The organism is Prevotella sp. KH2C16 (assembly GCF_900113305.1).
Taxonomy (GTDB): Bacteria; Bacteroidota; Bacteroidia; order Bacteroidales; family Bacteroidaceae; genus Prevotella.
Genome location: NZ_FOOW01000004.1, coordinates 54,899 through 67,969, shown reverse-complemented (window position 1 = coordinate 67,969; position 13,071 = coordinate 54,899). Strand labels below are relative to the sequence as shown.

Here is a 13,071-nt window from a genome sequence, read left to right as displayed (position 1 = left end):
CAGTGTTTCAGTTTATTGTATGGCGCAATTGTCAAAGTCGATAAGCTCTCCCTCGTTGACCATGCGTGTGGCCTTGAACTTCAGGTAGCGACCCTGGGTGGGGGGGAAGTGCACTTCCTGCATGACGGGATGGTTGCGGATGTTGGAGAATTCGCCCTCCGCCACCTTCTTCATGCTGCCCTTTTCCTTGCCCACATAGATTTCGTAGTGGGTTACGAGGCCCTTGTGCCGTGGGTTCTGGTCGGGCAGATAGTAGAATGACTTTAGTCCTTGCACCTTTCCCAAGTCGAAGTATAGTTCATCGGGATTGGCTGTTGATACCGTGAAAGGAAGGCTCTTCACATCCTCCACTCTCTCTATGAACTGGTCCTTGGCATTCGGAGCATAGTAGGCTCCCAGCTCATTGATGCAGATGGGGCCGCGGCTCTTCTGGAAGGTGATGCGAATCTGCGAGGTCTGGATGGTCTTGAAGCGCAGCAGGCGCTTATAGCCGATGGTCGTGGTCTCCTCGTTCATCTTCAACGGCAGCCATTCCTTGCCCTGCCGATACTCGACGAGGAACTGCTGCACACGCTGCCCAAGGGGGATGTATTCCTGGAGCATCATGCGGTTAAGTTTCGTCGGCCGGCTGAAAGACAGCAGCAGCGAGGGCTCCTTCTGGTCGTCGTTCACGCTCCAGTAGGTATCAAACTGCCCGTCGGTAAGCATTTTCTCGCTAAACGACTTGCCGCGCACATTCGAAGCCTTGATGCTCACTCCTTTCGTCAGTAGGTTGGTCTTGAGCTCCGAGGAAATCTGTTTGTGGAAGGCGATGACGCGGGCGGAGTCTACGGGATGTATCAGGCCGTCCTTGTCTACGGGCATGTTCAGGAGGAAGGTGCCGTTGTGCCCTACGCTGCGATAATACAAGTCTACGAGCTGGTCGACGCTTTTCACCTTGCTGTCCTCGCTCTCATGATAGAACCATCCCGGCCGGATGGAGGTGTTGCACTCAGCAGGAACCCAGGTGTCGCCGTCTTCGTGTCCCGACATCAGCTCCCAATAGTCGGGGTATCCGGGGTAGACATCGTTGATGCGGAGGAACGACCAGTTGGTGGCAAAGGCATATCCGCTCTCGTTGCCTACCCATCTGCAGCCCGGGCCGCCATCGGAGAAGATGATGGCCTTGGGCTGAAGCTCATTGACAAGCTTGAAAGCGCGCGGGAAATTGTAATAAGTACGGCGGTCAATGGTGCGCGTCTCGCGAGCTCCGCCATAGTAGCCGTCGCCGCCGTTGGCACCGTCGAACCAGATTTCGAAGATGTCGCCATATTGCGTGAGCAGCTCCCGAAGCTGGGAGTAGAAGTACTCTATATAAAGAGGTGTGCCGTAAAAGGCTTGGTGGCGATCCCACGGGGAGAGGTAGACGCCGAATTTCAGCCCGTATTTCTTGCATGCTGCCGAGAGTTCTCCTACCACATCGCCCTTCCCGTTCTTGTAGGGAGTATTGCGGATGCTGTAGTCGGTGTACTTCGTAGGCCACAGGCAGAACCCGTCGTGATGCTTGCAGGTGAGGATGATGCCCTTCATGCCGGCGGCCTTCAGTGTCTTAGCCCATTGCTCGCAGTCGAGTTTCCGGGGATTGAAACTTTCCAGCGGGGCGTCGCCATAGCCCCACTCTCGGTCGCCGAAGGTGTTCGGGCCGAAATGGATAAAGGCATAGGTCTCGAGTTTTTGCCACTCCACTTGGTTCTCGTTAGGCAGGGGGGCTACCGGGGCGGGGGCTTCATTCTGTGCCGTCATGCCTGCGGGGAGCAGGAACAGCATGCTTAATAATAGGTTTTTAGTTTTCATATCGTCGATGTTCTAAAGTTCTACTTGCCGTGGTTTCGTGCCAAACCAAGTTACGCGCATGGGCTTTACCGATGCACCGTTTACCTTAATCCTGACGAGGATGTGGCGGTCGTAGGGATATTGCCTTACCGCCTTGTAGGAAACTTTGAATGTAGTGCGCTCCCTGGGCTTGAGTTCTATCCTGCCGGGCATCTTGAGCACGCGGTTGTCGGGCACCTTCTCAAACTCCACGGTCATGGGTTTGTCGGTGTCATTGGCGATTCTCTGCTCAAAGGTATATGACTCCCCGGGCTTCAAAGAGCCGAACGGCAACACCTTAAATCCCATGTACAGTCCTCGTCCGAAGGCGTAAGGATAGTCCTCGGTAACGGGATGCAGGTAGCCTATCACATTCCCCTTTACCCAGATGCGGGTGTAGTTCCTGCCGTCGTTCAGCAGCACGGCCACCTCCTTGGAGAACTTTCCGGGGCGGTTCAGCGGATTGTAGGTAACGGTTACCGTGCCGGTCTTGCCGGGGGCAATCGGCTTCCTGCTGAACTCGCTGCCGGTGCATCCGCACCAAGAGTTCACCTCGTTGATGACGACGGGCTTGCTTCCCTTGTTCGTGAAAGTGAAAGTATGGCTCACCTTGCCGTCCTTTTCCAGTATGGTTCCGAAGTCGTGGATGCGCTTGTCGTATTCAAAGGTCTTCAGATAGGTGGGCTCGTTCTGGGCAGGAAGTCCCAACGAGAATGTAAGCAAAAGGAGTATTGAGAGTATCTTATTCATTGTCTGCACTTGATTTTTCTGCAAAAATAAAAAAATAATGCTATATCTCAAAATAATTTTTGTAACTTTACCCGAGAATCTAACTTGATGTTTTATGAGAAGAATAGTTATCGTTTTCCTGGCCTTCGTTGCCTTTGTGCTGAATGTCAGCGCGCAGGGGGAGATTCACGAGCGTTCCAAAACCTATGAGTGGCCTGCCGACCCTCAAGTCGTAAGCAAACTTAAGAAGTGGCAGGACCTGAAATTCGGCGTGCTCATGCACTGGGGCGTCTACTCCGTTCCCGGCATCGTAGAGTCGTGGTCGATATGCGACGAGGACTGGATAACCCGCGACACGACCATGACCTATCAGCAATACAAGGACTGGTACTGGGGGCTTGCCGACAAGTTTAATCCCACGAAGTTTGATCCCGGCCAGTGGGCAAGTGTCTTCCAGAAGGCAGGCATGAAGTACATGATCTTTACGACCAAGCATCACGACGGCTTCTGCATGTTCGATTCCAAGTATACGGACTATTCCATAGCCCATCATGCCTTCAAGGACAACCCCAGGCGGGATGTGCTGAAGTATGTGCTTCAGGCTTTCCGGGACAAGGATTTCATGATAGGCGAGTACTTCTCCAAGCCCGACTGGCATTCTCAGGATTTCTGGTGGGATGTCTATCCCGTCAAGAACGGCCGCAATGTGAACTACGATATAGATAAGTGGCCGTGGCGATGGGCCAGCTTTCGGAAGTTCGTCTATAATCAGATGGAGGAGCTGTTGACCAACTATGGTCCTGTAGACATCCTCTGGCTTGACGGGGGATGGGTGAATCCTTACAGGAAGCAGACCCTCGACATGGACCGGATTGCCAAGATGGCGCGTGCCCGTCAGCCGGGTCTTATCATGGTAGACCGCACCATTCACGGACCTTATGAGAACTATCAGACCCCCGAGAGAACGATTCCCGAGACCCAGCTTGACTTCCCATGGGAGAGCTGTATCACGCTGACAAACGACTGGGGATGGGTTCCCCGCCCGACCTGGAAGAGTGCCGACAAGGTGATTAACATACTTGTTGAGATTGTGGCAAAGGGCGGAAACTTAGTCTTAGGCGTCGGACCGACCCCCGAAGGATTGATAGAACCGGAAGCTGTAAAGCGTCTTGAGCAGATCGGGGCATGGTTGCGCGCGAACGGAAAGGCCATCTATGGCACTACCATTACCAAGAATTATCACGACGGGAATGTGTGGTTTACGGCCAGCAAGGACGGCCGAAAGCTCTATGCCATCTATACGGTGAAGGATGGGGAGCAGGTTCCCGCAACGGTTTCATGGGCGGGCAATCTGCCCAAGGGCAGCGTCAGGCTCCTGAGTACGGGAAAGACGCTGAAGACCCAGAAGACGGGTGGCAAGGTAATTGTTACGCTTCCTCAGGGCATGAAAAGCCAGACTTTCGCGATGGAGTTCAAGATTTGAGGTCCAGATTTAGGCTTCAGACAATAAAAGTCCCCGCACTCAAGACCGAGTGCGGGGACTTTTGATATAATAATGTGTGATTAATCGTTATCACGATCGAGAACATCGCTGAAATCCCGAGTTTCGTTTTCCTCTTCTGCGGGGCGATAATTCTCGTTGGCATTGCCGCTGAAGCGACGAGGCTGATGACCGTTGCTGTTACTGTTGCGATGCTCGCCATTGTTCGGACGGTGGTTGCCGTTACGACGGTCGCCATTGTTCTCACGGCGTGGACGGCGTTCACGCTCCACATATCCTTCAGGTTTCTCAATTAATACACGGTGAGAAAGCTTATACTTGCCTGTCTTCGGGTCGATTTCAAGGAGCTTGACCTTGATCTTGTCGCCTTCCTTGATGCCGGCTTCTTCTACCGTTTCGAGGCGTTTCCAGTCAATCTCGCTGATGTGGAGAAGACCTTCCTTTCCGGGCAGAATCTCCACGAAGCAGCCGTAAGGCATGACGCTCTTGACGGTTCCGTCGTACACCTCGCCTACTTCCGGCATGGCTACGATGGCCTTGATCTTGCCAAGAGCGGCCTCGATGCTCTCCTTGTTAGGAGCAGAAACCTGCACCTTGCCCACGCCGTCGATCTCGTCGATGGTGATGGTAGCACCCGTATCTTCCTGCATCTGCTGGATAATCTTACCGCCGGGGCCGATTACCGCACCGATAAACTCCTTCGGAATCTCGATGGCAACGATGCGGGGAACCTGAGGTTTCAGCTCTGCACGGGGTTCGGAAAGCGTCTTCATCATCTCACCCATGATGTGCTCACGACCGGCCTTGGCCTGCATAAGGGCCTTCTCGAGAATCTCGAAAGAGAGGCCGTCGCACTTGATATCCATCTGAGTGGCGGTGAGCCCGTCCTTTGTACCCGTCGTCTTGAAGTCCATGTCGCCCAGGTGATCCTCGTCGCCGAGGATGTCGCTCAGGATGGCATACTTCTCTTCGCCCGGATTCTTGATGAGACCCATGGCGATACCGGCAACTGGTTTTTTCATTGGAACGCCTGCATCCATCAGTGCCAGAGTGCCTGCGCAGACGGTAGCCATGGACGAAGAGCCGTTAGACTCCAGTATCTGGCTCACCAGGCGGATGGTGTAAGGGAAGTCGGCAGGAATCTGATCCTTCAGTCCGCGCCATGCCAAGTGTCCGTGTCCAATCTCGCGACGGCCAACGCCACGCTGTGCCTTGGCCTCTCCTGTTGAGAAAGGAGGGAAATTATAGTGAAGGAGGAAGCGCTGATAGCCGCGGTTCAGCACGCCGTCTACCAGCTTTTCGTCGAGCTTGGTGCCGAGTGTGCAGGTAGAGAGCGACATGGTTTCGCCGCGCTGGAAGATGGCACTTCCGTGAGGCATGGGCAGCGGTGATACCTCGCACCATATCGGGCGGATGTCGGTTGTGGCACGACCGTCGAGGCGAATACCCTCGTCGAGGATGCAGCGGCGCATGGCATCGCGCATCACATCGTCGTAATAACGGGCAGCCTCTGCATGCTTTTCTCCAAGTTCATCTTCCGAGAGGTCGGCATGAGCGGCGTCATATTTCTCGAGGAAGTCTGCAAGAATCTTGTCGAAAGCATCGTGGCGGGCATGCTTTTCGAGTGCCTGTCGGTTGATGGCGTACACCTGGTCGTAGAGGTCTTTTACTTCCTGGCGCAGGTCTTCGTCGTTCACCTCGTCGTCATATTCACGCTTCTTGTCAGTACCCAGTTCCCTGGCCAGCTCGTCCTGGAGCTCGCACATCGGCTTGATAGCCTCGTGGGCTACCTTCAGGGCCTGAATCAAGTCTTGCTCGGAAACCTCTTTCATCTCGCCTTCCACCATCATGATGTTGTCCTTCGTGGCTCCCACCATGAGATCCATGTCGGCATCAGCCATCTGCTGGAAGGTCGGGTTTACTACATACTCGCCGTTTACGCGAGCTACGCGGACCTCTGAAATCGTATAATCGAAAGGTATGTCGGAGCAGGCCATGGCTGCCGAGGCTGCAAAACCTGCCAGTGCGTCGGGCTGATCGACGCCATCGGCGGAAAGCAACATTACCTGCACATAAACTTCACAATGATAATCTGCTGGGAAAAGTGGGCGGAGCGCACGGTCCACAAGGCGTGATGTGAGAATCTCGTCATCACTGGCTTTGCCTTCGCGCTTGGTGAATCCCCCTGGGAAACGGCCTGCGGCACTGTACTGCTCGCGATAATCTACCTGCAAAGGCATGAAATCTGTACCCGGAACTGCTTCCTTTGCTGCACAAACAGTTGCCAAAAGTACGGTGTTGCCCATGCGGAGTACCGCAGAGCCGTCGGCCTGTTTTGCAACTTTTCCGGTCTCAATTGAGATGGTTCTGCCATCTGGCAATTGAACTGTCTTCGTAATTACATTCATCTGAAAAAATAAAACTTTATTGTTTTGATAACATCTAAAAAATCGTCAAGTCAGGGATAGCCTTGACAGGCTATGCCCAGAAAACGGCAGCAAAGGTACATTATTAATATAAGAAAAAAGAAAATTCGAAGGATTATTTTGTGTTTTTAGTGAAATAATCTGGGAAAAAGGAGTCTTGCCGGCGGGAATTCAGTCGTCGGGGAGCATCTGAACGCTAACCGCCCACTTGTCTTTTGCAGGATGAGAGACTGCTGTCGGTCTGACAAAATCGGCGAAATCATCGGACGAAATCGGCGATTTTGTCCCACAATCTCGCCGATTTTGTCGAGCGGGTAACGGCCTTTTGCAAGCAGGGGTGCCCTTGCCGCCTTTTCTGCCAGCCTCAAAATACGGGAGAAATACTATTTGCGCATCAGCTCGTCGAGTTGCTGCTGTCTTTCTGCCGACCAGTATTTGCAGTCGAGTTCGAGGAAGACGCTGGTATAGGGTATGGTAAGCGGAGTCTTGATGATCAGTATCTTGTAAAGCTTGCTGGCTTTGTCAAGTTTTGTGATAATATCTTCGTGCACCATACTCTTGGCTTCCTTGCCGTAGAGTTGGCTGACGATTTCTCTCGCTTTTCCTATCCCCGGAGCGATGGAATCGGTCAAAAAGTCCATTTCCTGGTCATGATAGACATGGGCGAAGACATGGGGGACGGAGTCTATGGACGCCTTTACTTTTGTCAAGACAGTTTCAAAGTCTTCATCGGCATAAAGGGTTTCAATGCCGGGAGCCGATTGCAGAGGATAGGCCATGTCGGTAACGACGATCCAGTTACGGTGTCCAAGCAGGGGCATCTCGGCCTCCAGCTGCTCTTCCCAACGGCTTTGCGGATTTTCTTTCATAGTGGTTTGATGGTTAGGATTGCACGACACGGTGAGTGTGAGCAACACGATTATTGAAATGAAAATATCTTTCTTCATGGCAGTAAAGCGTTTCCTTGGCAAAGGCTGTACAGGCGAGCGCAGTGAGAACTTGTTCTCGGATTGCCGAGTATAGCCTTCCCTATGCAAAGATAGGCTAAAAGATTGAATAACGCAAGCGGCAGGTGGAAAAAAATATCATTCCCTTTTGGCAATTCACATTTAATTATTACTTTTGCAGGTGTAAATCGAAAACTTAATCGTAATGAAGATATTCAAGATTTCATCAGTAGCGGTCTTTGTACTGACAATACTGGGCATGGTGTCATGCAGCAACAAGAAGTTCCAAGTGTCGGGGCAGATCAGCGATGCCGAGGATTCCGTTCTCTATTTCGAGAACATGAGTCTGAACGGTCCCGTGACGGTGGATTCCGTCAAGTTGGCCGGGGACGGCTCGTTTGATTTCAGCGGTAAGGCTCCCGAGGCGCCGGAGTTCTATCGTCTCCGGATAGCCGGACAGATTATCAATGTGGCCATTGACTCTACGGAGAACATCAAGGTGAAGGCCTCTTACCCCGTGATGTCCTCGCAATATGAGATTGAAGGCTCCGACGACAATGCCAAGATCAAGGAGCTGGCACAGCTCCAGATCGACCTCCAGAACCGCATCAACGCCACGGTGAACGACCCCCGCACAGGCGTGGACAGCGTTCAGGTGGCCGTGGCTGGCATCCTGCAGGCTTACAAGGAGCATGTCAAGACCCACTATATCTTCAAGGAGCCCATGAAGGCCTACGCCTATTTCGCCCTCTTCCAGACCTATCAGCTGGGCAACATGCAGGCCTTGGTCTTCAATCCGCGTGCCAACGCCGACGATGTAAAGGTGTTCGCGGCGGTCGCAACGAGCTGGGACACCTTCTATCCGAAGGCAGAGCGGGGCATCAATCTGCACAATATAGCCCTTGAGGGAATGAAGGATGTGCGCATTCTTCGCAACGAACAGGCGGCTGGCCAGATAGATGCCAGCAAGGTATCAGTAGCCGGACTTATCGACATAGCCTTGCCGGACAACAAGGGAATGACGCGCCGGTTGACCGATTTGAAGGGCAAAGTGGTGCTCCTCGACTTCCATGCGTTCGGTGCCGAGGGGAGTGCCAAGCGTATTATGGACCTGCGCGACATCTACAATAAGTATCATGCGCAGGGACTGGAGATCTATCAGGTGGCGGTAGACGGCGATGAACATTTCTGGAAAACGCAGACCGCAGCCCTGCCGTGGATTAGCGTGAAAGACGGCAGCGGCCAGGTGCTACGCACTTATAATGTGCAGGTCATTCCCTCGTTTTTCCTCATTGATAGGAGCAACTCGCTCTACAAGCGTGCTGAGCAGATAAAGGACTTGGACGCGGAAATCAAGAGCCTGCTATAGACTGGCGGATCCAAGGAATAAAAGAGGCCGGCTCCCTTAGGAATGCCGGCCTCTTAAGTTTTGAGTTATTATACACTGCCTTTTTGAAAAGGGCGATTTTTCCATGGCTTATTTCATGCGCTTGTAAGCGAAAACATATTCAGGGAGACTCCAGTTTTTATCTTTCTGCATGTTCTTTGTGCGGATTGACATTACCATTTGGGCAAAGCTGGCTACCGTTCCTTCGAATTTCTTGCCAGGATACTCGATGGTCAGTTGACCATTCTTTTCATTGTAAGAGTAGGATGCACCCATCTCTCCGTTGGTCCATTTCTCATCTTTGAAGATCTGGCGGTTTACCTTATTGCCCTCTACGAACTGTATGCGGTCGCAATCCTGCTCCAGAGAATTCAAGTATTCCATAACATCCTTGGGAGCTTCCTTTAAGGGCTTGTTGTCTACTTTGATGGTAGTGGCTTCGTTTTCAAATGTCCATTCTACCAGATAAGCCGGCTTCTTGGAATCTCCCAGATTGGTCAAAGTGCCTGTAGCACCAATCTTCTCCCATGTTCCGAGGATTGTTTTGTTGGTGAGTTGTTCATTCTTCTTTGTGTCGTCATTGTCGCAAGAGGTGAAAGAAACAGTTAACACCATCATTGCCAAAGCCATCAATGGGCAGAAAAGATTCTTTTTCTTCATTGTCTTAATTTGAGTTATTGTTTATATTTGTTTGTCAAGTCGCGAGGAAATCCTGATTTTGCTCGTGCTTTCGTCTACAATAATTCAAAAATCCAGAATCCCCCTATTTGCAAAAAGATGCTTTAACTTTTTTTAAATAGACGGGGCGATGAAGCTTTTCATAAACTTGCCGAGGGGTGATAGGTCGGCAAATCTTGTTGTTTTTTGTCTTTCTTACTGCCTCAAGGGTAGCTTTTTTGTGGGGAAGGGTTCCCAATTCTTTATTCGATAGATGACTCTTCCCATTGCGCTTTCTGCTTTACGAGGATAGTAGAAAGTGAGAATCAGATGGTGTCTCCCTTTATATATGTGATGAGAATAATACTTGTAGTCATCCATGAAATCGACGCTGCCCGTGTCGATGAAATCGCCCATTTTAGCTTCCTGCCCGCTCGTGGCCACCACGCGGCACTCCATTACGAGGTTCAGGTTGTGCGCATGATAGCCGAACTGCGTGTGCCCGTTTATGGGGACAGGGTCTTCCTCCTTCTGGAAAAAGGATGGATAGCTGAAAGAATGCCCGTAAACAGAGTCTGTGTACTGGTCGAAAACCGCGAAGTTCATGGCCTCCCGAAACCTCTCTAAGTCGCTCCGCTGGTCGGGGTGGAGGACTATGATGCTTGCGACAGTTGCTGCCACCGCGACAAGTATGAATATGAGCAGCTTCTTCATGCTCAGTCCATGATTCCCGTCTGCGTGTCCTTGTATTGCGGCTTCTTGTTTATCTCACGATACTTCCTGCCTTTGTTCAGCTTCCACGACAGGTTGAGCGACACCATGTTGCCGTAGTCGCTGCCCCGGACGATGACTTCCCGTTGCAGGTGTCGACTCACGAGACCTGCCTCATTGATCTTCGGATGTGCCCGCAACGGGTTCTGCCAGTAGAGCGAGAGGTCGCAGTTGCCGAGGTGACAGGTGGCCGTGAGCCAGACGGCTGCCCCCTGCTTGTTCCAGGTCTCGCCCTCCATGAATTTCCAGCCGTTGTCTATGTTTGCCGTCAGCGTCCATCGTCCGAGATAGGCCTCCATGCTGCCGCCCATGTTGTAGGCCGTGAGATAGTGGCGATAGGCATCCCCGCGGTTGAAGTATCGATAGATGCCGGCATACCCTGATACAATCAATTTCTCGGGTATCAGGTCCCAGCGGGTGTTGTTCTGCAGGTAAAACATGTCGATGGAGCCTTGGTTCTTCTGGTAGTAGAGGAACTGGTTGTCCTCCGTGCGCTCGTAGCACGCCATGTTAGGATGGGCATTGTGGCGGAAAAAGAACTCTGTGCTGCTGTTGATTCGCGGCTTGTCGAACGAGAGACGCAGGCTGGTGTCCGTCCTGCGGGTGGGCCTGATGTCCGGGTTTCCTACCGTCCATTCCATGCTGTTCTTGCGGATACGGGTGTCGCTCACCATCGCTATCTGCGAAACCCGTCCGCTTATCTCGGTCGTAAAGCGCAGTTTCCACACATTCGAGAAGGCATAGGCCAGGGTAAGTTTCGGTCGGAAGAGGTGGAAAGTGTATCGGTGTACTCCTTGATTGTAGGAGAGTTCCGTTGTGCCGAACCCGCCCACATAGCTTAGTTTACGCCATCTGCCCTTGATTTCGGTGAAGAGATAGAGGTTGTTGTTGTGCATGGAGTTCTTTGAGTCGACATCTCCCGTATACCCGTTCCTTGTATATTTCTGCATGTAGTTCAGTCCGAGGGAGGCCGTGAAGGGGTTGAACCGATATTCGTAAATGGCCTCGGCCATGACCGACCATGTCTTTCCGTCCACATGATATTGATAGTCGCCTCCCTCGTTGCGGTGGTTATACTGGGAGGTGGCTATGTGTGTGCCCGTAAGGTTGGCGGTAATGGACTGGCGGGGAGTTAGCTGACGGAAGAAATAGAGGTCCAGGCTGGGCATCAGACTCTTGTCGTTTGATTGCTGGAAAGTGCAGAAACGCCCCGTTTCATCGTTCATTTCCTGCTCCTTGAAGTCGCCCGGACTGAGCGTCGAGCTACCCGAAAGGGTGGCCTGAAAGAGGTAGGAGGCAGAGTCGGCGAGGGTATATTTCAGTTCCAGCGTGTTGCCGAAGGTTCGGTCTCGGTTACTGATGTCGTCGCGGGTGATGGTCTTCAGGGTGTTGTCGGTGAGCAGGTAGTGCGACCGCTCGCTGGCTCTCGTCCCCCTGAAGTCGTTGTATGCAAAGTCGTAGGACACTCCGACCTCGGAATTCCTGTGGTTTGCCTTAGCGAAGACGGCGTTGTTGCCTCGCCATGTGGTTAGTGAGTTTACCATGTCCGTGCCGATTACATAACCCTCGTCGGCGTGCCGGGTCCTGAGGTTGAGCACATAGGCGATTTCCTCACCGTATCTCACCCCGGGATTATCGATGAATTCGATGTTTTTTAAAGATTTTGGATCCAAGCTCAGGAGGTCGTCCTTAGTGGCAATAACACCGTTTATCCGCACTTGTACGGTTCCCTGATTGCCCAGTGCGGTGATGCTGTGCATCGCCTCGTCGACCCTGATGGCAGGCAGTCCCAGCTTGTTCAGGAGGCTGAATCCGTTGGTGGAGCCTTCCATCTGAGCCTTTGACGGGATGATGAGCTGCCCGTCGGGGCGGTTCACGATGCGTGCTGCCTCTACTTTCACCTCGTCTAAATTCACCGTTTTTTCTTCCTGTGCGCTGGCAGGACACATGCTTGTGGCCATAGCCAGAAATAAAAGAATCCGTCTCATCGTTGCTTGTTTTTGTCGCAAAGATAAGACGGATGTATTGCAGACCCAAATTAATTGTCTGACAACTGTCTGACATTTACTCTTTCTCGAGCCGGTAGTCTCTTCCCCGGTCGGAGACGATGGTGAGGCCGGCCTCCCTCTTCAGGATGGGCTTCAGCCGTTTCACCAGGGTGTAGAGTGTGCTGCTGGCATCGGGTTTCTTCGGCCACAGGGCATCGCAAATCTCCTGTTTGGAGAGCTGGAGGCCGTCGGATTCGAGAAACATCCTGACCAGCTGCTCCTGCATGGGCGTGAAATTGACGGGCTCATGGCGGAGATTATAAATGCGGTTGTCGGCTTCCGAGTAGGTCAAAGAGCAAAAATGACCCATTTCATCGTATCTTTTGTGCTGGCGGAAGATGCAGAAAGACATCCAGCTGGCGGCCAGAAGCAGAAAGAGCAGCGGCAGCCGCTGGTCGCTTAACCCCCAGATGGTTGCCATGGAACAGTTGGCATAGCCCTGAAACTCCACGCTTTTGCCCTCCGACTGCCATTTCATCTTGCTACTGCGCAGTCCCTTCGTGCGGTCGTCGAGGGCATAGTACACGATGGAATGCCTCCTCAAGGCGTCGATTTTGAGGCTCTGCCGATAGTCGTGGATGGTGTCGGGGGTTATCCATGCCTCTGTTTTCTTCGCAAGGGTCTTTGCCAGAGCCTGGTTCATGTCGGCCACGAGGCTTTCTTCCGTGTACTTGTAGCTGTGCAGACTGCTTAGTGCAGCCGACAGGGAAAGGCCTAAAAAGACCACGATGGCATAGATGGGTTTCATAGGCTT

General features: G+C 52.4%; 10 protein-coding genes. 2 read left to right on the top strand and 8 right to left on the bottom strand.

Annotated features, from left to right (window positions below):
• Window positions 1-12: 12 nt before the first annotated feature.
• Window positions 13-1,833: an alpha-L-fucosidase gene (locus tag BM114_RS04190; RefSeq protein ID WP_092110727.1), complete on the bottom strand. Its 1,821-nt coding sequence runs from the start codon at window positions 1,831-1,833 to the stop codon at window positions 13-15.
• Window positions 1,834-1,845: 12 nt separating this feature from the next.
• Complete coding sequence (locus BM114_RS04185) at window positions 1,846-2,601, bottom strand: DUF1573 domain-containing protein (protein WP_092110723.1); 756 nt, start codon at window positions 2,599-2,601, stop codon at window positions 1,846-1,848.
• 94 nt (window positions 2,602-2,695) lie between these two features.
• On the opposite strand from BM114_RS04185, the gene BM114_RS04180 reads away from it, so the two are divergent.
• On the top strand, window positions 2,696-4,063 hold the full coding sequence (locus BM114_RS04180) for an alpha-L-fucosidase (protein WP_092110721.1): 1,368 nt from the start codon (window positions 2,696-2,698) through the stop codon (window positions 4,061-4,063).
• 80 nt (window positions 4,064-4,143) lie between these two features.
• Here BM114_RS04180 and pnp read toward each other — a convergent pair whose 3' ends face one another.
• A complete protein-coding gene (gene pnp, locus BM114_RS04175; protein ID WP_092110719.1) occupies window positions 4,144-6,489 on the bottom strand; it encodes a polyribonucleotide nucleotidyltransferase in 2,346 nt (781 codons plus the stop codon).
• A gap of 401 nt (window positions 6,490-6,890) precedes the next feature.
• The gene (locus BM114_RS04170; protein ID WP_255406420.1) at window positions 6,891-7,454 is read right to left on the bottom strand and encodes a hypothetical protein; all 564 of its coding nucleotides are present in this window, start codon (window positions 7,452-7,454) and stop codon (window positions 6,891-6,893) included.
• 205 nt (window positions 7,455-7,659) lie between these two features.
• Between BM114_RS04170 and BM114_RS04165 the strand changes: the two genes are divergently transcribed.
• The gene (locus BM114_RS04165; protein WP_092110717.1) at window positions 7,660-8,823 is read left to right on the top strand and encodes a TlpA disulfide reductase family protein; all 1,164 of its coding nucleotides are present in this window, start codon (window positions 7,660-7,662) and stop codon (window positions 8,821-8,823) included.
• 108 nt (window positions 8,824-8,931) lie between these two features.
• Here the strand turns inward: BM114_RS04165 and BM114_RS04160 are convergent, their stop codons facing one another.
• The 4 genes from BM114_RS04160 to BM114_RS04145 all read right to left on the bottom strand — a co-directional run bounded on the left by BM114_RS04160 (window position 8,932) and on the right by BM114_RS04145 (window position 13,065).
• Window positions 8,932-9,501: a hypothetical protein gene (locus BM114_RS04160; RefSeq protein ID WP_143089245.1), complete on the bottom strand. Its 570-nt coding sequence runs from the start codon at window positions 9,499-9,501 to the stop codon at window positions 8,932-8,934.
• 213 nt (window positions 9,502-9,714) lie between these two features.
• A complete protein-coding gene (locus tag BM114_RS04155; protein ID WP_092110712.1) occupies window positions 9,715-10,212 on the bottom strand; it encodes a hypothetical protein in 498 nt (165 codons plus the stop codon).
• Window positions 10,213-10,214: 2 nt separating this feature from the next.
• Window positions 10,215-12,257 (bottom strand): TonB-dependent receptor, encoded by a 2,043-nt coding sequence (locus BM114_RS04150; protein ID WP_092110710.1) that lies wholly within the window; start codon window positions 12,255-12,257, stop codon window positions 10,215-10,217.
• 76 nt (window positions 12,258-12,333) lie between these two features.
• Entirely contained in the window at window positions 12,334-13,065 is a 732-nt protein-coding gene (locus tag BM114_RS04145) for a winged helix-turn-helix domain-containing protein (RefSeq protein WP_092110708.1), read from the bottom strand.
• Window positions 13,066-13,071 lie beyond the last annotated feature (6 nt).

Bases quoted from the DNA above. Each gene is read 5' to 3' on its own strand.
- BM114_RS04165 (WP_092110717.1), top strand. From the start codon at position 7,660: ATGAAGATATTCAAGATTTCATCAGTAGCGGTCTTTGTACTGACAATA.
- BM114_RS04185 (WP_092110723.1), bottom strand. From the start codon at position 2,601: ATGAATAAGATACTCTCAATACTCCTTTTGCTTACATTCTCGTTGGGA.
- BM114_RS04160 (WP_143089245.1), bottom strand. From the start codon at position 9,501: ATGAAGAAAAAGAATCTTTTCTGCCCATTGATGGCTTTGGCAATGATG.
- BM114_RS04145 (WP_092110708.1), bottom strand. From the start codon at position 13,065: ATGAAACCCATCTATGCCATCGTGGTCTTTTTAGGCCTTTCCCTGTCG.
- BM114_RS04190 (WP_092110727.1), bottom strand. From the start codon at position 1,833: ATGAAAACTAAAAACCTATTATTAAGCATGCTGTTCCTGCTCCCCGCA.
- BM114_RS04180 (WP_092110721.1), top strand. From the start codon at position 2,696: ATGAGAAGAATAGTTATCGTTTTCCTGGCCTTCGTTGCCTTTGTGCTG.
- BM114_RS04150 (WP_092110710.1), bottom strand. From the start codon at position 12,257: ATGAGACGGATTCTTTTATTTCTGGCTATGGCCACAAGCATGTGTCCT.
- pnp (WP_092110719.1), bottom strand. From the start codon at position 6,489: ATGAATGTAATTACGAAGACAGTTCAATTGCCAGATGGCAGAACCATC.
- BM114_RS04155 (WP_092110712.1), bottom strand. From the start codon at position 10,212: ATGAAGAAGCTGCTCATATTCATACTTGTCGCGGTGGCAGCAACTGTC.
- BM114_RS04170 (WP_255406420.1), bottom strand. From the start codon at position 7,454: ATGAAGAAAGATATTTTCATTTCAATAATCGTGTTGCTCACACTCACC.